Source organism: Thermodesulfovibrio thiophilus DSM 17215 (assembly GCF_000423865.1).
Lineage (GTDB): Bacteria > Nitrospirota > Thermodesulfovibrionia > Thermodesulfovibrionales > Thermodesulfovibrionaceae > Thermodesulfovibrio > Thermodesulfovibrio thiophilus.
The window spans coordinates 14,180-33,161 of the sequence record NZ_AUIU01000014.1 but is presented as its reverse complement, the minus strand read 5'-3'; the positions used below and the strand labels follow the sequence as shown (position 1 = coordinate 33,161).

The following is an 18,982-nucleotide window of genomic DNA, read 5'->3' as shown; positions in this document are numbered from 1 at the left end:
ATTCATTCTGACCAAGAATATGTTTTTATTTTACAATAAATTCTTTTTGGTGAATTAAATGATCGCATTTATTATTGGTGGCATGAAAAGCGGCAAAAGTAGTTTTGCATTACGAGAGGCTGAAAAACTTCCACATAAAAATTTTTATTTCATCGCAACAGCAAGAGCCACAGACAGTGAAATGGAGGAGCGAATTGAGAATCACAAGAAAAATCGTGATAATAGATGGATTACAATTGAAGAACCTATTGATTTATCTACTGCTTTAAAAAAAATTCCTGAGTCATCCATCATAATAATTGACTGTCTGACAGCGTGGCTGACCAATTTGCTTATTGAATGCAATCCTATCGATGAGTTCCTAGAATCATTTCTCTGTTCATTGAAATCATATAAATTGAAAAAAGATGCTCATTTATTCATTATATCCAATGAAACTGGAACTGGAATAATTCCAGCTACTGAACTTGGACGAACATTTATTGATCTGTCAGGTCAGATGAATCAGAGAGTAATGGAGATTGCAGATACAGCGTATCTAATAATTGCTGGCCAGCCACTTAAAATAAAATGACAAAAAAGGTCTAATCTTTAGAATGTTAGCATTTAAAATATCCCAAAAAGCATGATATAATGAAAAAAAATGAATCCCGTGGACATCATAAAAAAATATTACAATCCAGATACTCTGGCATTTAAAATACTATTAAATCACTCAGAAAAAGTTGCTGAAAAAGCATTGCAGGTTGCTGAGAAATTTAAAGTTGATAAAAATTTTATTTATGAAGCATCAATGCTACATGACATCGGAATTTTTATGACAGATACTCCAAAACTGGACTGTCATGGCAGTTTCCCCTATATTGCCCATGGTTACCTTGGTAGAGAAATAGTTGAAAAAGAAGGCTATCCAGAACATGCTCTTGTATGTGAAAGGCATACTGGAGTTGGAATAACAAAGGAAGAGATTATAAAAAATAAACTTCCTCTGCCTCCACTCGATATGATGCCTATTACTACGGAACAAAAAATAATAGCTTTTGCGGATAAATTCTTCTCTAAGGAGCCAGATGGTTCAGTAAGAATAAGAACAGTGGAAGAAATCATACAGGATCTTTCAAAATATGGAGAAGAAAAGGTAAATATTTTCAAAAACTGGCTTTTAATTTTTGAAGGGACTGCCTATAAGACAGTCCCTTGAGATATTAGTCCTGAAAAATTAATCTCCTTTAATGCCTTAATTAACCCGTCCCTTAACTTAAACCATACAGGATGCACAGGACATTGAGACGAAAATCTACAAACTGTTTTATTAACCACACATCTGTTAAGAGCAACATTTTTTTCCACTGCAATAATAGTATCATAAAGCGTTATTTCTTCCGGTTTCTTTATTAATGTTATACCACCACTTACTCCCCTTTTGATCCTTAGAAGACCTTGTTTTTCCAGCTGTTTTAGAATCTTTCTTAAAAAGCTTTTGGGAATATCCATAGTCTTTGAAATATCTTCTGCTTTTGCAAAATAATTTTCCCTTCCTGAAAGATAAAGGACAGTTCGGATGGCATAATCTGTTTCTCTTGTAATCTGTAATCCTTTAATAACTTTCCTCCTTTAACTCTTTTTCAGTTATTTTGTACATAAATGTCTTATATGTCCAGGCCTGATACAACAGAACAATTGGAACAAATATGGCAACCACAATTGTCATAATTTTAAGAGTATATGGACTTGATGATGAATTGAAAATTGTCAGACTGTATTTCGGATCAATCGCTGATGGAATAAGATTTGGATAAAGCCCTATAATACCACTGAAAACAAGACTTATAACAAATAAAGCAGAAAAAACAAAGGCCTTACCATTTTTGTTTTTCTTGATGCATAAACCAGTAAAAAGCAGGCAAGCTACAGCTATAGCAGGAACAACAAACCAGATCGGCATTTTAATAAAATTGTCATATAAATTTGTAAATGGTGCAGTCAAAATTAAAAACAACACAGCGCATACTGTTTGAAGATACCAGAATTTTTTAGCCTTTCTCATTCCTTTCTCAGCAAGAGCATCCGGAACTCTTAATGAAATCCATAAGCTACCATGAACAATAAATGTGAATAAAAAAAGCAAACCAACAAGTAATCCATATGGATTAAGCAGACTGAGCAGTGTTCCGTAATATCCTGAATCATCAAATTTCAATCCCATGAAAATATTTCCAAATGCAACACCAAATAACAATGCCGGGATGAAACTTCCTGTAAATATCCAGAAATCCCAAAATTTTTTCTGCATATCTGTGGTTGCCTTACCTCTTAACTCAAGAGCAACTCCACGAAAAATCAATGCAAAAAGAATTATTAAAAGCGGAGTATAAAGATAACTGAACATGTAAGCATAGGTCGTGGGAAACGCAGCAAAAGTTGCTCCTCCAGCTGTTATAAGCCAGACCTCATTACCATTCCAGATAGGCCCTATTGCATGAATTACAGCTTTTTTGTCCATTTCATTTTTCGATATGAAAGGATATAAAATTCCTGCTCCGAAGTCAAATCCATCAAGGGCAAAATAAACTGCCCAGAGTAATCCCCATAAAATAAACCATATAATTTGAAACTCCATCTTATACCTCCTTTTCAGGTCCTTTTCTTGCATACTTTGACAGTAAATAAATATCAATTATTCCCAGAGCGCCATAAAATATTGTGAATCCTATTAGAGAAGCCACAACCTGTGCTGGTGTAACAGCTTTGGAAACAGCATCTGATGTTTTCAGTATTCCATATACTATCCATGGCTGTCTTCCAACTTCAGCAACAATCCATCCAAATTGTGCCGCAATATAAGGCAATGGAATTGACCACAGTAAAATCCTCAGAAGTGTTCTACTGTGTTCCACTGTTTTAAATTTAAAAAAAGCCCATAAAGAAATAATAATGAAAAGAAACCCCAGTCCCACCATCAATCTGAAACTTATAAATGTTAATGTTACAGGAGGTCTTTCTGACGGAGAAAAATCCTTTAAACCTTTCACCTCTTTCTGTCCTGCAAGAATGCTGAGCATTGAAGGAATGCCTATTGCTTCGACAGAGTTTTTCTCATTTGCAGGATCAGGAATAAGCAATAAATACATTGGTGCATCCTTTGTTGTTTCCCAAAGAGACTCCATAGCTGCCATTTTTGTTGGTTGTGTATGCGCAACTTCATGTCCATGAAAATGCCCCACTCCAGCCACTAATATTGAACTTAGAAGAGCAAAAACTGCACCGATTTTCAGAGATTTTTTAAAAAAATTAATTTCACTTTTTCGTAACAAGTGATAGGCAGATATACCGAGTATAAAAAATCCTGCAACTACCCATCCAGATAGCACAGTATGCGCAAACTTTAGCAAACCATATGGATTCGTAACAACTGCCCAAAAATCAACCATTTCAGCTCTTGCATTATTAATTACATAACCTACAGGATGTTGCATCCATCCGTTTGCGATCAGAATCCATAATGCTGAAAGATTTGTCGCAAGTGCAACAAGCCATATTGAGATGGCATGAAGTTTTGGTGAAATTCGATTCCATCCAAATATCCAGACTCCAAGAAATGTTGATTCAAGAAAGAATGCCACAGTCGCCTCAATTGCAAGAGGAGAACCAAATATGTCACCAACATACCGAGAATACTCTGCCCAGTTCATTCCGAACTGAAATTCAAGAGTAATACCGGTAACAACTCCCAATGCAAAATTAATAAGAAAAAGTCTTCCCCAAAATTTAGTCATTCTTAAATAATCCTTATCTCCTGTTGCAAGATATTTGCTCTCCATGTAAGCCACAAGCACAGACAGCCCAAGTGTCAATGGAACAAAAATAAAATGAAAACCTGCAGTTATGGCAAACTGCAACCTGCTTAATAAAACTGTATCCATACCTCCCTCCTCAATTCTTATTGTAGACTAATTTTATCTACTTTTAAAAAATTTGTCAACCATTATAATCTAATTTGAATTTAATTTGACCATAGAAGGAAAATATAGTATAAAACGAAAATTAAAGTTTTTTAAGATTGAATCTCAATATAAGGCTTTATATCGAGCACAGGAGTTCCATCAAACATATCAATTCTTCGTACTTTGATTACATTATCGAAAATATCAACTACTTCAAGCACTGAAAGCCCTATTGGATTTGGCCTATGCGGTGAACAGATGCTGAAGACTCCTCTTTGTTCATTAATATGAGCTGGTTTCTGAATAAGCTTATCATATGTAAATGGGGGTGATTTATGGAAATAAAAAATAACAACAATTTTATCTCCTTTTTTTATACCTTTTAACCCATCTTTATACTCAGGATTAATAATAATCTCTCCTTCAAGATCTGAAATTGTCCAGTGTCGTGGAATATTTTTTGTATTTGTTTTAATATAGCCTATTGGTTTAAAGATATATTGTTCCATACACATCCCTATCATTATAATTTAAAACACTAAAAATCTTTATAATTATTTGCAAGGTTATCAAAATAAGGCAGATTACCTGGTTGATAGGATTTTGATATAGTGAATAGCAAGGTTTTTTGCTATCTGTGTTAAAAAGATAATTCAAATAATTTTTATTATTGCTTCCTCAAGAGTTTTAACTTTTTTTGGGTGAGGAATCTCGTCAGGATATCCAATGCCAATACATGAAATAATCCTTAAATTTTCTGGAATATCAATTATCTGTCGGATATAATTTTCTCTGTCTTTATTATCAGGATTATAAACTGCTCCCCAGCATGCACCCAACCCAAGACTGTGAGCTTCAAGCAAAAGTGCCATCAATGAACAGCCCATATCTTCAAGCCAGTGTTTACTTCTTTTTTCATCAGCAAGTGCAACTATAATATATGGCGCATTTTCAAGAAACTTTGTAAATTTTTGAACTTTTGCAATTTCTTTAATTTTTGTTCTATCTTTGACAATTACAAAATACCAGGGCTGAGAATTCATTGATGAAGGTGCATAAAGTGCTGCCTCAATACATTTTTTGATTAAATCTTCCGGAGGAGACTCTTGTTTAAATTTTCTTATACTTCTACGTGTTTTAATTATTTCTAAAATGTCCTGCATAAAAAATTATAACATTTTTTACCGATTAATTAAAAAAAACAGAGTACACCTGTGCGATAAAAAAGTGTATCATTTATATCTGCAATTAAAATATAATAAACAGATAATTAAAATGTTATAATTTTTTAAAAATTCAGCAGGAGGTTATAAAAATGTTTAAAGGTTCAATGGTTGCAATTGTAACGCCATTTAAAAATGGCAAAATTGATGAGAAAGCTTTTGAACACCTCATAGAATGGCATATCAAAGAAGGAACTCATGGAATTGTCCCCTGCGGTACCACAGGTGAAGCTTCCACTCTTGATTATGAAGAGCACTATAAAGTAATAGAGATCGCAGTAAAAGTTGTCAATAAGCGAATTCCAGTTATTGTAGGAACTGGTTCAAACTCTACAGAAGAAGCAATTATGATTACAAAAAAAGCTGAACAACTCGGTGCAGATGCTGCTCTTATTGTAACTCCGTATTACAACAAACCAACCCAGGAAGGACTGTATAGACACTTTAAAACAATCGCCAGTTCAACCGGTTTACCTATTATTCTTTATAATGTTCCTGGAAGAACATCAGTAAATCTTCTTCCATCAACAGTTGCCCGTTTAGCTGAAATACCACAGATTATGGGCATTAAAGAAGCTACAGGAGACATGAAACAGGTAAGTGAAATTATACGCCTCTGTGGAGATAAAATCACTGTTCTTTCAGGAGATGATTTTACCAATCTCACACTTCTTGCGCTTGGTGGTAAAGGTGCTATTTCTGTTACAGCAAATATCTGTCCAGGGGATATGGCAGAACTTTTTAATGCCTGGGAAAGAGGCGATATTGCAAAAGCACGACAACTTCATTATAAGCTTGAACCAATTAATAAAGTCATGTTTATTGAGACCAATCCAATTCCTGTAAAAACAGCTCTTTCAATGATAGGTAAGATAGCGGAAGAATTCAGACTTCCTCTATGTGAAATGTCTCAGTCAAATAAGGAAAAACTTGCGGAGGTTTTGCGAAACGCTGGTTTGATTAAATAATAGTTAAGTGATAGTGTGTTCATTAATGACAATCATACTAGAATTTAATGATTGAAGAACTGAGAATTAAAAATTTTGCGATCATTGATAATCTTACAGTTTCCCTGAGAAAGGGGTTTAATGTTCTCACTGGAGAGACCGGAGCAGGAAAATCCATAATTGTAGATGCCATTGGTGTTTTGTTAAGAGAAAAAATCTCTGCAGTTGACTTTGTCAAACATGGTGAAAATGAATCAAAAATTGAAGTTATTGCCTCTGATGTGGATTTAAAAAATTTGGAAATTGAAGATAACACCATTATTCTTAAAAAAATTCTCAGTCTTCATGGTAAAACAAAAACATATATAAATGACTCTGCATTTACTGCTCAGGGCTTTGTAAAAGTAGCTTCAAGAATAATTAACATACATGGACAGCATGAACATACCTATCTTCTAAAAAAAGAAAACCACGTCTTTTTCTTTGATACAATCGTTGGACTGCAGGAAAAAGTTGAGAAATTTAATCAACTTTACATCAATGTTCAAGCTCTCAAACAGGAATTAGAAAAAATAAAGAACGAAGTCATCTCAAAAAAACAGAGGATTGAACTTCTTAAGTTTCAGATTGAAGAAATAAATAATGCTAATTTAAACGAAAAAGAGGAAGAAGAACTAACAGAGCAAAGGCAGATTCTTAAAAATGTTTTAAAACTTAAGGAACTTGCAGAGTCATGTTTCAGCTTTCTTTATGAAGACAAAAACTCAGTCTATACAGTTTTATCAAAAGTTCTCAATCTTATTAAAGAATTATCCCAGTTTGATTCAAAAGCAGAAGAAGCCAAAAATTTAATTGAATCTGCTCTGACACAGAGCGAGGAAGCGGTTTATATTTTAAGAAAACTTAAAGACAGCTATGAATCGGACCCTGTAACACTGGAAAAAATTGAAGAAAGATTGACTCTTATAAATAAACTGAAAACAAAATATGGTCCAACAACAAGAGAGATTTTAAACTATGCAGAAGATATTAAAAAAGAGCTAAATAGAATTTCAATATCTGAAGAAGAGCTAAAAGAAAAGGAAAAAGAATTAATAGAGCTATCAGAGAATTTAAAATCTCAAGCAGATGAAATTTCAGATCATCGTAAAAAAATAAAAACTGAAATTGAAAGAGAAATAATTGATGAGCTTAACTTTCTTGGCTTTTCGCATCCGGTTTTTGAAATAAGAATAACGGAAAAAGACATAACTCTAAATGGAAAAGATGATATAGAGTTTTATTTTTCCGCGAATCCCGGAGAACCTCCAAAACCATTAATTAAAGTGGCATCTGGTGGTGAACTTTCAAGGCTTATGCTTGCCCTTAAATGTGTTGAGCTTAAATTTGCAAAAAAAATGATCAAATCAATAACACTTATATTTGATGAGATTGATGCTGGGATAAGTGGAGCTACTGCAGAAAATGTTGGTAAAAGACTCAAGGAGCTTGCAAAACACCATCAGGTATTATGCGTTACACATCTGCCCCAGATAGCTGCACTGGGTGACCATCATTTGAAAGTAGAAAAAGTCATAAAAGACAATAAAACCATTGTTAATGTTGAAACTCTTAAAGGAGCGAATAGGAAAGAGGAAATTGCCAGAATGTTAAGTGGCCGTATCACGCAGAGTTCACTTTTTCATGCAAAGGAACTTCTTGAAAACAAATAAAAATAGTTTTTTATAATTAAAATTTATGTCTATAAATTTATAATCTGATATTATAAAAGACAAATATCGTTGTGGAGGGATATATGGAGCTTTTTAATCATATACTCAAAACGTTGAAAGGTGATTATGTTGATATATTCTGGGAAGAAAAAACTGCTAATCAGATTCAAATGGAAGAAAACAAAGTTCAAAAATGCTCGACAGTATTTGATAATGGACTGGGTGTCAGGTTAATCATTGATGGCAAAACATTCTATGCATACACAAATGATTTAACAAAAAGAGGAATTGATGAATTATTGTCATCTCTTAAGAACTATAGACATTCGGAATGTATTATAAATTTAAAGAAAGTTTTTCCTTCCACTCAATTTGTTATTAAAAAGAACCCTCAGGATGTTGAAATTGCAGAGAAAATTAAGTTTGTCAAAAGAGCGAATGATATTTCATGGACGCAAAGCAAGAAAATAAAACAGGTGAAAGTTCTTTATGGAGAAACATTTCAGAAAATAAAGATTGCTAATTCAGAACAATACTTTACTGAAGAAGAAAGAGTTCATACACTTTTTCTGATTCATGCTGTTGCCTCAGAAGATGGAGTTATTCAAACAGGATATGAAGCATATGGAGGTCTTAAAGGACTTGAACTTTTTGATGAAATCTCACCTGAAACCCTCGCAAATGCAGCCACACAACGAGCACTAATGATGCTTAACGCACGAAAAATTAAAGGTGGAAGAATGCCTGTGGTTATCTCTTCAAAGGCAGGCGGAACGATCATTCATGAGGCAGTTGGACATGGACTGGAGGCAGATCTTGTTCAAGAAGGACTTTCAGTTTATAGCGGAAAACTTGGTGAAAAAATTGCTTCAGAGATTATAACAGTGATTGATGATTCAACACTGCCAAACATGCGTGGTTCATACCTATTTGACGACGAAGGCACACCTTCTCAGAAAACTGTTCTGATTCACGAAGGTATACTCACTAATTATCTGTATGATAAATATACAGCAATGAACGATGGTAAAGCATCAACAGGGAATGGAAGAAGACAGTCTTACGAACACTATCCTATTCCAAGAATGAGTAATACATTAATAGCACCCGGGAATCATTCTCCAGAGGAAATAATTCGATCAGTTGATAAAGGATTTTTTGTTAATAAAATGGGTGGCGGGCAGGTAAATACTGTAACAGGAGAGTTTGTTTTTGAAGTTCAGGAAGGTTACTTAATTGAAAATGGACAAATTAGTGAACCAGTAAGAGGGGTACTTTTAATTGGAACAGGTCAGGAAATTTTAAAAAATATTGATATGGTTGGAAATGATCTTGGGTTTTCAATTGGAACATGCGGTAAAAACTCACAGGGAGTACCTGTCACAGATGGAATACCAACAGTAAGAATTCCGGAAATTGTTATTGGAGGTGAAATACAGTAATTGTTTTATTTTTTCCATTCCTGTAGTCTTATTTCCACAATAATCAGATGTTATAGCCTGTAATATCAACGAATCAATTTTGGCATCTTTCTTGTTTGCATTATATTGATGTTTTTTCAGAAAACTATAAAATCAAAAATTATACTATCTGGTGTAGGAATACATACAGGCAAAAAAATTAATCTCAGGCTGATTCCTTCACAGCGAGATACAGGAATAGTTTTTTACAGAAAAGATAAAGAGTTTCCAATCAAAGCAAAGCTTCCATTCGTAGTTGATACATCATTTGCTACCACTATCGGAATTGATGGAATTAAGATAAGAACTGTGGAGCATCTCCTTGCAACTCTTCATGCCTTTGGAATAACAAATCTTATTATAGAGATTGATGGTTCAGAAGTTCCTGTAATGGATGGAAGTGCTACTGATTTTGCAAGAGCGATTTTGAAAGCTGGCATTGCAAAACAGGGCAAAACAATACCTCTACTTAAAATTACAAAACCTGTATTTTATGAAGAATCTCATTCAAAAATAATTGCAAAACCTTATAAAGGATTCAAAATCACATATAAAATCTTCTACGAACATCCTCTAATTAAAGAACAATTGTTAACATTGGATATTAATGAACAGAACTTTCTCAAGGAAATAGCCCCAGCAAGAACATTCGGTTTTTTAAAAGATATTCAGTATCTGCTTAAAAATGGGTTTGCATATGGATGTTCTTTGCATAATGCTCTTGTTTTGGATGAAAAAGGAGTTATTGGAGAAAATCTCAGATTTAAAGATGAATTTGTAAGACATAAGATTCTTGATGCCATTGGAGATTTATATTTATTCGGTTTTCCATTACAGGGACACTTTATCTTTGAAAAAGGTGGTCATACATCTCACGTAAACTTTTTAAAAATGCTGATTGAGTCAGGCTGTTATGAGTTAAAAGAAAAGCAGTATTTTAATTTCGAACTCTCAGCACAGGTTGTATAATTTAATCCTCTATCCAGTGTTTTGGGTCAAGGGCGTCTCTCAAGGCTTCACCAATAAGATTAAACGACAGGACAGTTAAAAATATCGCAATTCCAGGAAACAAACTCATCCACCATGCAACAGTGATATAGTCCTTGCCAATACTTAAAATTCCACCCCAGCTTGGCTCAGGTGGTTGAATTCCAAGTCCAAGAAAGCTCAATCCGCTTTCAATCAATATTGCTCCACCAACTGCGAAAGTGGCAGCTACGATAACGGGATATATGGCATTTGGTAGAATATGTTTAAAAATAACTCTACTAGAACTTGCGCCAATTGCTTTTGCAGCAAGAACAAACTCTCTTTCCTTGAGTGAGAGAACCTCAGCTCTTACAAGCCTTGCAACATCCATCCATCCTGTAAGACCTATCACCACCATGATTATATAAATACTTGGTTCTAAAACAGCCACAACAGCCAAAATTAAAAATAATGAAGGAAACGCAAGCATAACATCAACAATCCTCATTATGATTGTATCCACCCATTTTCCATAGTATCCTGCTATAGCACCGAGTAACGTGCCAATAAATATAGCAATACCCATTGCAAGAAATCCAACCTTAAGTGATACTCTTGCTCCATAAATAATTCTTGAACAAACATCCCTCCCAAGCTCATCTGTTCCAAACAAATGAGCCTTTGAAGGAGGTTCAAGAACATGATAAACATCAATTTTATATGGATCATAAGGTGATATGAAAGAAGCGAAAACTGCAATAATAAAAATTGCAGAAATCAATATTAAACTCGCTAAAGCAAGTTTATTTTTTAAAACTCTTTTTATAATATATTTAACCATTTCGTTTTACTCTTATTCTAGGATCAACAATAAAATATGCAATATCTGCAAGAAGATTACCGATTAAAGTTAACAATGCTCCAATCACTAAAATCCCCATTATGGTTGGATAATCTCTTGCCATTGCAGATGAGTAAAATAACTGACCCATTCCAGGAATTGAAAAAATGCTTTCAAAAATAACACTTCCTCCAATAAGTCCAGGAACTGCAAGACCAAGAAGCGTAACAACTGGAAGCAATGCATTTCTCAAAGCATGTCTTATAATTACAACTCTTTCGGGTAAACCTTTAGCTCTTGCTGTACGAATATAATCCTGTCTTAACACTTCAAGCATACTTGAGCGAGTATATCTCGACATTCCAGCAAGTCCTGCAAAGGACATAATTGTTACAGGTAAAATCAGATGTTTGATCCAGTCAAATATTCTCTCATAAAAAGGCATTGTTTCAGCGCCGATGCTTTGAATTCCTGATATAGGAAGTAATCCAAATTTTATACCAAAAACAATCATTGCAAGAAGAGCAAGCCAAAAAGTAGGAACAGAAAATCCTGTAAAAACAAAAACTGTCAATAATCGATCAAAAAGTTTTCCTGATTTAAAAGCAGAATAGATTCCAATTGGAATTGCAACAACCAGAATTAATAAAAGCGAAAGCAGATTTAGAATTATAGTAATTGGAAGTCTTTCTTTAATCTTTTCTTTTACTGCTCTTCCATCAACAAAGCTTTTACCAAGGTCTAATGTAACAACCATTCTCAACCAGTTAAGATATCTCTCATGAATTGGTTTATCAAGTCCATAAAGTTTTTTAAGAGATTCCATCGCCTCAGGAGAAGCTTTAGGAGAAAGTTCTTCCTGAAATGTTGCAGGTGAACCAGGCGCAAGATTTATAACAACAAAACATATAAGAGTGATACCGAATAGAATGGGTATCATAAGAGCCACCCTTTTTAAAAGATAAAAAAGCATAGTCTAAATTTTACAACAAAAAAGAGGTCCAATAAAAATTTCAATAATAAGTCTTAATGAAAGGGAGATAGTTTTTGACCTTCTATAAATAAAACCTCATATGTTGCGTAAACGCCATAATGGGTTGTGAAAAGCTTTTCATATAAATCGCAAAATTTTTTAAATAAAAGTTTACCAGAAAAATTTTTATTTTCAGTATAGTTTGTTCCTGTAAGCTTATGAGAAATAAGTAGATGTTTTGGAGAAGCAAATATTTCTCTGTAAATTTTTGTTTCATAATTGAAAGAAATTGCCATTTTTTCAATAGTTTCAATATAAAACTCTGCTTTTTTCAATGGATAAACAGAACCAAAACCTGTTACTTCCGAAACATATCTAAGTTCTTTCAGGGTATTTGAGGTGAAAATAGAGAAGTAAAATCTTCCATCATTTTTAATGATATTAAATAGTTCTTTAAAATTTTTTGTGGGATTATGAATCCAGTGAAGACTTGATGAACTTACTAATAAGTTTGCCAGATTTTCCTTTAAAGGCATTGCTTCTGCCATAGCATTTATAAAAAGGGCTTTGTCGTTTAATTCCAATTTCAACCTCTTAAGAAATTCTAAAGATATATCAATGTTAATAAACCTCTTAAATGAGATTTGTTTACTTAGAGGAATACTTAAAAATCCATTACCACTTCCAATTTCGACAACAGTTGAATAAAAGTCTTTATTAATTTTCTTAAGAAGTTCTTCTGCTACTGTTTTCTGGAGTTTGCCTGCTTTCTCATAATTATCAACAGCTTTATCAAAATAAAGTTTAAGAATTTTCACTTTTTATTGTACCATACTATCAATTTTATACAATTTTTGTCATCTAGAGGTTCATATCCAGATAGCCTATTTACTCTTTGAACTTGCTACAATTTAGTAGACAAAAAGATAAGGCAACTATAAAAATAAGTAGAGAGGTGAATAAAAATGATTAAAAGAAGAGTTTACATAAAAGAATTTAAAATTGAAGCAGTAGAACATACTTTAGATTCTACAAAGACTGAAAAGAGATTTCATATGGTATGAAACAGAGCATAAGCAGCAAAGGAAATTGTTATGATAATGCTGTGGCTGAAAGTTTTTTCAAAACATTAAAAACAGAACTTATTTATCTAAAGAAAGGTGGTTATAAATCAAGAGTAGAGGCCAAAAGAGAGATCTTTGAATATATAGAATGTTTTTATAACTCTAAGAGGCTTCATTCTGCTCCTGGATATAATAGCCCAAAAGAATATTTAGAAAAATATTATAGAGGTTATTTCAAATGTGCTTAACTTTGTGTGGAAAAAATTGTTGCAATTCCAGTGATTGACCTTAACCCTCCTTACATTTATCTATATATAGAATTACTCCATGCATTTGTCAACTACCCCATCAGGCAGGGAAATCATGGAATTGGCTAATGATACTCCCGAATTTATTCGGGAGTGGCTAACAAAGTCCTATTCAGTCCGATTTGGTCCGATTTAAGACCCGAATAGGACCTTGCAATGTGAGTAATACTTTTACAGGGATTAAGTTAAGTTTTTCAAGGAGAGGAAATGAGCAAAAAAGGGAAGTGTTATAAGTTTACGAAGAAACCACACAGAAAGCCCATTAATTTATTGATGGGATGAAGGAGTAATAAAGAAATATATGCAGGAACGGAAAGGTAAACAGTCAACTACCCCCGAATAAATTCAGGGGCTTGCACCTAACCGCAAGCTGTTGATGCTCCGGGGCAGGCTGCGATACGGTGGAACAAAATAAGATTGGGCAGCCTATATACCGTCCCGCTTTTTCACCGAGGTGACGCGCCGGAATGACGAATTACTCGAGACTAAATATAAAAACCCATGACGGTTGAAATTGACAAGGCATAGATGGAAAAATTATACTTAAAAAGGAAGCTGGTGGGTAAGGATCTCAACATGATTTGGCGATATGGGTAACAAATGAGAGTCACCACCCTAATCAAGGAATACGAGCGCATTTTGCCGTCCGTGGTCGCGTGGATTGATGATACGCTACACAAATACCAAAACTGCGCCGTACCGGTGGCGAGCCTTCGTTTACCGAGACTGGGCCATGTCTTCCCCGAAGACTTGCTCCAGCGCGCAAAAGTAGTTGCCGTATTGGGTACGGTCCCGCTCCCTCCTCTCAGTCAAATGGGTCTGACGGCATTCGCCGAAATGGAACAACAAGACTTAGCGGGAATTACGTATAAGGATACGTTCTTCGTACGTTTTCTACGTCTACCGGAATGGCTCTGTTTTCACGAGTTGGTTCATGTTGTCCAATGGGAACGCCTGGGGGTCGAGAACTTTCTACGGGCTTACGGCCGCGGGCTTGATCCAATACCATTATCGTGAATCCCCTTTGGAAAAGCAGGCCTACGATTTAGAAGCGGCATTTGAACAGGGGACGTTGCCTGAAAATATCGTAGAGCGGATACGGCAAGATACGGATAAGATTTGGCGCGATGTGGCTCCCCTCTTTTCCGGAACGGGATTGCGGCACGGGGCTTTGGGCAAAGCACATGGAAAGCGAGAATAGAGACCGGATCGAGGACGTACCCAAATAATCGATGTTGGCTATAATACAGATAACGTGATGGAAGTAAGGGAGGAGGTGAAGCATGAACAAATTAATTATGGGAATAGTGATGGTATTTGCCGTAGCCGGGATTTCACCGGCGGAAGAGCTCGGATACTTGAGCAAAAATCCTTATCATCCGCTGTCTATAAGTAACCCCTTCGGAGCAGGAAATCCGTTTAATCTCCAAAGCGTCACCAATCCATACGGTCGATACGGTAGCCCATTCAGTCCCTGGTCCGCCAACAATGCATACACCACAAGTGCGCCGAAGTTATATGACAGTAAAGGTAATTACCGAGGCAAGTTGAGCCGGAATCCTTATGATCCGGATTCCATTTCTAACCCCTTTGGACGGTACGGTAGCCCCTTTTCACCCGATAGTGTCAACAATCCGTGCGGTGCCGGGAATCCCTTCTCTCCCGATAGCCCTAACAACCCTTACGGAACGGGCTGGAAGATAGTCGGAGACGACTAACGTTAGTTATGGGACCCAGTGAAAGGGGGACCCCCCTTTCACTGTTTACAAGACATGGAAACGTGGATTATTTTTTTATCTCGCCGATGGGTAACACAATCCTACCGTGGGACTCATTCAACACTTCCGCCATGGCCAGATAGCACGCCGAAAGTCCGCAGATAATGCCTTCCCAACCGGCGAGTACCCCGATACCGGAACCCCCCGTCCAATCCCGGATGGCCAGAAGCCAGAACAAGATCGTCAGGCTCAAGAATACAAATTGGATCGCCCGGTTCTTTCCAAAAGTTCCGAACCACATAAAAAAGGTAAAAAGTCCCCACATAAAGAAATACCAGCCCATATATGCCGCTGGAGTACCCGGTAAGCCAAAATAAATACCAAGCTACACCAGAACAGCCCATAGATAAGTTGAATGGTAAAAGGGGTTCTCTTGATAACTTTTGCTTTGCCCTGCTTAAGTAATAACCTTGCTTTTGCAGGGTGACACGGCATAAGAGGTTTGCCATGTCTGTTAATTACATAGGCTAACATATAGCCCTCCTTTCTCTCTCCGAAGAGTGAACTTGCTACTGAACTTGCTACAATTTAGTAGACAAAAAGATAAGGCAACTATAAAAATAAGTAGAGATGTGAATAAAAATGATTAAAAGAAGAGTTTACACAAAACAATTTAAAATTGAAGCAGTAGAACATACTTTAGATTCTACAGATTTAGGAGTTTCATACCATTTATTATGCAAATGGAGGAGCGAGACATATTAAAAAAAGCTTTGGCCATTTTTTCACAAAATCCACGGAGAAATATAATTTCATGAAATATTATAAAAATAAATATTCTTTTGAAAAAATGTGCCAGATACTAAAAGTGGTTATAAATCAAGAGTAGATGCCAGAATGGAGATCTTTGAATATATAGAATGTTTTTATTATCTCTAAGAGGCTTCATTCTGCTCCTGGATATAATAGCCCAAAAGAATATTTAGAAAGATATTATAGAGGTTATTTCAAATGTGCTTAACTTTGTGTGGAAAAAATTGTTGCAATTCCACAATTAGCCAACCAACCCTGAATATGTTATTAAAGGTATTAATACCGTTATTATTAATCCTCTCTTGATTTCTAATTTTGCCAGATTGTCTTTGCGCAAAACTAAAACAGAAAACTACTTTCTCTGAACTCACCCGTATATGTAATGTCTTTACTACTACGTTAAAACATATATATTTTCTGTATTTCTTCTGTATAATTTCCTTTTTCATCGTAAATAAAAAGCGGAGGTTCAACCTTCAATGTCACCCTGCCCCCTTTTACCGCTTCAATCAAAACCATCTTTGCTGCTGTACCTTCTTTTGAGTGAACAAAACGAATTCTTTTAATCTCAAGGTTGTGTTTACTCATTATCCTGATGATATCTATCAATCTTTCAGGAAGATGAATCATATATAGGCGTCCTCTATGTCTTAAAACTTTCTGTGCAATTTTTGTAATATCTAACACAGTAAGACTAATTTCATGCCTTGCTAATGCTCTCTTTTCATGTGGGCTTAGTTTCCCTGTCCCTGGGATTCGAAAAGGAGGATTTGACACTACAATGTCAAAATCTGTCTCATTAAACTCTTTTGCATCCATACATATAACTCTTGAACGACTATCAAGATTATTGAGTTTCACATTATTTTTTGCAAGTTCTGCAAGTTCTGACTGAATTTCAATTAAAGTGATATTTGCTTCTGGATAGCTTTTTGCAAGAATGATTCCAATAATTCCTGTTCCTGCACCAATATCCAGGGCTTTACTAAATCTTTTCAAATTAATAAAGTGAGCAAGAATCAAAGCATCAATACTGAATCTGTAGCCTTCTATTGGTTGACAAATTTTAAGACTTCCTATTGAATCAACTGTATAATCCATGAATAATTCTCCTCTTCGTTGTCAGAACACTGTCTTAAAAATAGTATTTTACTATACTCTGTACAAATATTTTTAAGGCTGTTTCTATTTGAATAATTTAGCATCCACATTCTCGTGACTTCAGTCATGAGTAAGGATGCTATAGCCTATGTTAATTATAGTATAGCCTTATACTTATATAAATACTTGATTTTTACTTATACATATGTTACTCCTATAAGTAGGAGGTAACACATGGCACAAGTACATTATGGACGTGGTTATGTCTATTCTATTCAATATCATATAGTGTGGTGTACAAAATACAGGCACAAGATATTAAGTGATAAAATAGAACAAACTTTAGTAGAATTGCTATATAAAATTTCTACAGAAAATGGGTTTGTTATACAAGAAATCAATGGAGATTTAGACCATATACATTTACTTATAGAATGTAATCCACAGCACTATATACCAGATATTATTAAGGCATTAAAAGGTGTAAGTGCAAGGTTATTGTTTAAACAATACCCGGAATTAAAGAAACAACTCTGGGGCGGACATTTATGGAATCCATCTTATTTCGTAGCAACTGTTAGTGACAATACTGAAGAACAAATAAGAAACTATATTAATTCTCAAAAAGAAAGGTAGGTAAATATATCCATATGTTAAAAGCATACAAATATCGTTTATATCCTGACGAAGAACAAAAAATACAATTATCTAAAACTTTTGGTTGTGTCAGGTTTGTGTATAATTATTATCTTGCTAAAAGGATAGAATTATATAAAACAAAACAAAAATTCATGTCTAAGATAGATTGTAATAATCATTGTAATAAAGAACTAAAAAACGAATTTGTATGGCTTAAAGAAGTAGATAAATTTGCCTTAACTAATGCTATTTATGATCTGGATAATGCTTTTCAAAAGTTTTTTAAAGAACATTCTGGATTTCCTGATTTTAAACGCAAAAAATCATATAGATATAGTTATACAACTAATTTTACCAATGGAAATATAGAAGTAGACTTTGATAATAATAAAATAAAACTTCCGAAACTTAAATGGGTAAAATGTAAGATACACAGGAAGTTTAATGGGAAAATAAAATCAGCTACAATAAGTCAAGTACCAAGCGGGAAATATTTTGTATCTATATTAGTTGATACAGAAATAAAACAATTACCACAAAATAATAATGTATATGCTTTTGATTTAGGGTTAAAAGAATTTCTAATAGATACTCATGGTAACCACATAGAAGATCCTAAAGCAATTTCAAAATATGAAAACAAATTAGCAAAACTACAAAGGCAAATCGCTAAAAAGAAAAAAGGAGGTAAAAACTGGAACAAGCAAAGAATTAAAATAGCAAGGTTGTATGAAAAAATAAGCAATATCAGAAAGGATTTTCAGCATAAGTTATCTTCAAAGATTATTAACAAAAATCAAGTAATAATCAGCGAAGATTTAAATGTAAGTGGTATGATAAAAAATCCTCACATTGCTAAAAGAATATCAGATGTAGCATGGAGTGAATTTTGCAGGCAACTGGAATATAAAGCAATGTGGTATGGAAGGACGTATCATAAGATTAGCAGATGGTTTGCTTCATCTCAAACATGTTCCGAATGTGGGCATATAAACAAAGATGTAAAATTATTGTCAATAAGAGAATGGGTTTGCAGTAATTGTGGTACTATTCATCAAAGAGATGAAAACGCTGCTAAAAATATACTTAATCAAGGATTAAGAGAATTAAACATGGTACAAAGTACGGTAGGAACTACCGGAATTAAGACGCCTGTGGAGTTAGTAGGTTACGAGGACGACGAAGCAGGAAATTCTAATCGTGAGGTTAGAAGCCTACGACTTTAGTCGTGGGAGGTTCACGTTTTCTGACAAAAAACATGTGATAAAAT

The 18,982-nt window shown here is 34.6% G+C and carries 19 protein-coding genes and 2 pseudogenes; 10 read left to right on the top strand and 11 right to left on the bottom strand.

Features of this window, described 5'->3' with window-relative positions; translation table 11 throughout:
• Positions 1-58: 58 nt before the first annotated feature.
• Complete coding sequence (cobU, locus tag G581_RS0105775) at positions 59-574, top strand: bifunctional adenosylcobinamide kinase/adenosylcobinamide-phosphate guanylyltransferase (RefSeq protein ID WP_028845007.1); 516 nt, start codon at positions 59-61, stop codon at positions 572-574.
• Positions 575-643: 69 nt separating this feature from the next.
• A complete protein-coding gene (locus tag G581_RS0105770) occupies positions 644-1,201 on the top strand; it encodes an HD domain-containing protein (protein WP_028845006.1) in 558 nt (185 codons plus the stop codon).
• On the opposite strand, the gene G581_RS0105765 is transcribed toward G581_RS0105770, so the two are convergent.
• From G581_RS0105765 to G581_RS0105745, 5 genes are all read right to left on the bottom strand, one after another.
• Positions 1,183-1,587: an RrF2 family transcriptional regulator gene (locus G581_RS0105765; protein WP_028845005.1), complete on the bottom strand. Its 405-nt coding sequence runs from the start codon at positions 1,585-1,587 to the stop codon at positions 1,183-1,185. The genes G581_RS0105770 and G581_RS0105765 overlap by 19 nt on opposite strands.
• A 10-nt stretch (positions 1,588-1,597) precedes the next feature.
• The gene (gene cydB / locus G581_RS0105760) at positions 1,598-2,620 is read right to left on the bottom strand and encodes a cytochrome d ubiquinol oxidase subunit II (RefSeq protein WP_028845004.1); all 1,023 of its coding nucleotides are present in this window, start codon (positions 2,618-2,620) and stop codon (positions 1,598-1,600) included.
• A 1-nt stretch (position 2,621) separates the two neighbouring features.
• The gene (locus G581_RS0105755) at positions 2,622-3,923 is read right to left on the bottom strand and encodes a cytochrome ubiquinol oxidase subunit I (protein ID WP_028845003.1); all 1,302 of its coding nucleotides are present in this window, start codon (positions 3,921-3,923) and stop codon (positions 2,622-2,624) included.
• Positions 3,924-4,054: 131 nt separating this feature from the next.
• The gene (gene tsaA / locus G581_RS0105750) at positions 4,055-4,453 is read right to left on the bottom strand and encodes a tRNA (N6-threonylcarbamoyladenosine(37)-N6)-methyltransferase TrmO (RefSeq protein ID WP_038065286.1); all 399 of its coding nucleotides are present in this window, start codon (positions 4,451-4,453) and stop codon (positions 4,055-4,057) included.
• A gap of 144 nt (positions 4,454-4,597) precedes the next feature.
• Positions 4,598-5,107: a nitroreductase family protein gene (locus G581_RS0105745; RefSeq protein ID WP_028845001.1), complete on the bottom strand. Its 510-nt coding sequence runs from the start codon at positions 5,105-5,107 to the stop codon at positions 4,598-4,600.
• A 152-nt stretch (positions 5,108-5,259) separates the two neighbouring features.
• Between G581_RS0105745 and dapA the strand changes: the two genes are divergently transcribed.
• From dapA to lpxC, 4 genes are all read left to right on the top strand, one after another.
• Complete coding sequence (gene dapA, locus G581_RS0105740; RefSeq protein WP_028845000.1) at positions 5,260-6,135, top strand: 4-hydroxy-tetrahydrodipicolinate synthase; 876 nt, start codon at positions 5,260-5,262, stop codon at positions 6,133-6,135.
• 47 nt (positions 6,136-6,182) lie between these two features.
• On the top strand, positions 6,183-7,826 hold the full coding sequence (gene recN / locus G581_RS0105735; RefSeq protein WP_028844999.1) for a DNA repair protein RecN: 1,644 nt from the start codon (positions 6,183-6,185) through the stop codon (positions 7,824-7,826).
• Positions 7,827-7,909: 83 nt separating this feature from the next.
• Positions 7,910-9,268 (top strand): TldD/PmbA family protein, encoded by a 1,359-nt coding sequence (locus G581_RS0105730; RefSeq protein WP_028844998.1) that lies wholly within the window; start codon positions 7,910-7,912, stop codon positions 9,266-9,268.
• A 108-nt stretch (positions 9,269-9,376) separates the two neighbouring features.
• Positions 9,377-10,255 carry a UDP-3-O-acyl-N-acetylglucosamine deacetylase gene (gene lpxC, locus G581_RS10785; RefSeq protein WP_051178937.1) on the top strand — a complete coding sequence of 293 codons (879 nt, stop codon included), beginning with the start codon at positions 9,377-9,379 and terminating at the stop codon, positions 10,253-10,255.
• 1 nt (position 10,256) lies between these two features.
• On the opposite strand, the gene opp4C is transcribed toward lpxC, so the two are convergent.
• From opp4C to G581_RS0105710, 3 genes are read right to left on the bottom strand one after another with little or no spacing between them, the layout of a single operon-like run.
• Positions 10,257-11,096, bottom strand: a complete 840-nt coding sequence (gene opp4C / locus G581_RS0105720) for an oligopeptide ABC transporter permease (protein WP_028844997.1) — start codon at positions 11,094-11,096, stop codon at positions 10,257-10,259.
• Positions 11,089-12,069, bottom strand: coding sequence for an ABC transporter permease (locus G581_RS0105715; RefSeq protein ID WP_028844996.1), 981 nt, complete (start codon positions 12,067-12,069; stop codon positions 11,089-11,091). The genes opp4C and G581_RS0105715 overlap by 8 nt, the downstream gene beginning before the upstream one ends.
• Positions 12,070-12,122: 53 nt before the next feature.
• Entirely contained in the window at positions 12,123-12,887 is a 765-nt protein-coding gene (locus G581_RS0105710; RefSeq protein ID WP_028844995.1) for a methyltransferase domain-containing protein, read from the bottom strand.
• Positions 12,888-13,123: 236 nt separating this feature from the next.
• Between G581_RS0105710 and G581_RS0105700 the strand changes: the two are divergent.
• Both G581_RS0105700 and G581_RS0105685 read left to right on the top strand, forming a co-directional pair.
• Positions 13,124-13,381: pseudogene (locus tag G581_RS0105700) on the top strand (IS3 family transposase); the annotation flags it as partial.
• Positions 13,382-14,724: 1,343 nt separating this feature from the next.
• Positions 14,725-15,159, top strand: coding sequence for a hypothetical protein (locus G581_RS0105685; protein WP_028844993.1), 435 nt, complete (start codon positions 14,725-14,727; stop codon positions 15,157-15,159).
• Positions 15,160-15,226: 67 nt separating this feature from the next.
• Here the strand turns inward: G581_RS0105685 and G581_RS11905 are convergent, their stop codons facing one another.
• The 3 genes and pseudogenes from G581_RS11905 to G581_RS0105670 all read right to left on the bottom strand — a co-directional run bounded on the left by G581_RS11905 (position 15,227) and on the right by G581_RS0105670 (position 17,073).
• The gene (locus G581_RS11905; RefSeq protein WP_083962637.1) at positions 15,227-15,502 is read right to left on the bottom strand and encodes an acetate uptake transporter; all 276 of its coding nucleotides are present in this window, start codon (positions 15,500-15,502) and stop codon (positions 15,227-15,229) included.
• Between the two features lie 56 nt (positions 15,503-15,558).
• Positions 15,559-15,693: pseudogene (locus tag G581_RS12430) on the bottom strand (RRXRR domain-containing protein); the annotation flags it as partial.
• A 678-nt stretch (positions 15,694-16,371) separates the two neighbouring features.
• Complete coding sequence (locus G581_RS0105670) at positions 16,372-17,073, bottom strand: tRNA1(Val) (adenine(37)-N6)-methyltransferase (RefSeq protein WP_028844990.1); 702 nt, start codon at positions 17,071-17,073, stop codon at positions 16,372-16,374.
• A gap of 234 nt (positions 17,074-17,307) precedes the next feature.
• Between G581_RS0105670 and tnpA the strand changes: the two genes are divergently transcribed.
• Entirely contained in the window at positions 17,308-17,709 is a 402-nt protein-coding gene (tnpA, locus tag G581_RS0105665; protein ID WP_028844989.1) for an IS200/IS605 family transposase, read from the top strand.
• A gap of 14 nt (positions 17,710-17,723) precedes the next feature.
• On the top strand, positions 17,724-18,938 hold the full coding sequence (gene tnpB / locus G581_RS10775) for an IS200/IS605 family element RNA-guided endonuclease TnpB (RefSeq protein WP_239639040.1): 1,215 nt from the start codon (positions 17,724-17,726) through the stop codon (positions 18,936-18,938).
• The last annotated feature ends 44 nt before the right edge of the window (positions 18,939-18,982 follow it).

Coding starts and splice junctions, on each gene's coding strand:
- cobU (WP_028845007.1), top strand. CDS start 59: ATGATCGCATTTATTATTGGTGGCATGAAAAGCGGCAAAAGTAGTTTT.
- G581_RS0105770 (WP_028845006.1), top strand. CDS start 644: ATGAATCCCGTGGACATCATAAAAAAATATTACAATCCAGATACTCTG.
- cydB (WP_028845004.1), bottom strand. CDS start 2,620: ATGGAGTTTCAAATTATATGGTTTATTTTATGGGGATTACTCTGGGCA.
- G581_RS0105755 (WP_028845003.1), bottom strand. CDS start 3,923: ATGGATACAGTTTTATTAAGCAGGTTGCAGTTTGCCATAACTGCAGGT.
- tsaA (WP_038065286.1), bottom strand. CDS start 4,453: ATGGAACAATATATCTTTAAACCAATAGGCTATATTAAAACAAATACA.
- G581_RS0105745 (WP_028845001.1), bottom strand. CDS start 5,107: ATGCAGGACATTTTAGAAATAATTAAAACACGTAGAAGTATAAGAAAA.
- dapA (WP_028845000.1), top strand. CDS start 5,260: ATGTTTAAAGGTTCAATGGTTGCAATTGTAACGCCATTTAAAAATGGC.
- recN (WP_028844999.1), top strand. CDS start 6,183: ATGATTGAAGAACTGAGAATTAAAAATTTTGCGATCATTGATAATCTT.
- G581_RS0105730 (WP_028844998.1), top strand. CDS start 7,910: ATGGAGCTTTTTAATCATATACTCAAAACGTTGAAAGGTGATTATGTT.
- lpxC (WP_051178937.1), top strand. CDS start 9,377: ATGTTTTTTCAGAAAACTATAAAATCAAAAATTATACTATCTGGTGTA.
- opp4C (WP_028844997.1), bottom strand. CDS start 11,096: ATGGTTAAATATATTATAAAAAGAGTTTTAAAAAATAAACTTGCTTTA.
- G581_RS0105715 (WP_028844996.1), bottom strand. CDS start 12,069: ATGCTTTTTTATCTTTTAAAAAGGGTGGCTCTTATGATACCCATTCTA.
- G581_RS0105685 (WP_028844993.1), top strand. CDS start 14,725: ATGAACAAATTAATTATGGGAATAGTGATGGTATTTGCCGTAGCCGGG.
- G581_RS11905 (WP_083962637.1), bottom strand. CDS start 15,502: ATGGGCTGGTATTTCTTTATGTGGGGACTTTTTACCTTTTTTATGTGG.
- G581_RS0105670 (WP_028844990.1), bottom strand. CDS start 17,073: ATGGATTATACAGTTGATTCAATAGGAAGTCTTAAAATTTGTCAACCA.
- tnpA (WP_028844989.1), top strand. CDS start 17,308: ATGGCACAAGTACATTATGGACGTGGTTATGTCTATTCTATTCAATAT.
- tnpB (WP_239639040.1), top strand. CDS start 17,724: ATGTTAAAAGCATACAAATATCGTTTATATCCTGACGAAGAACAAAAA.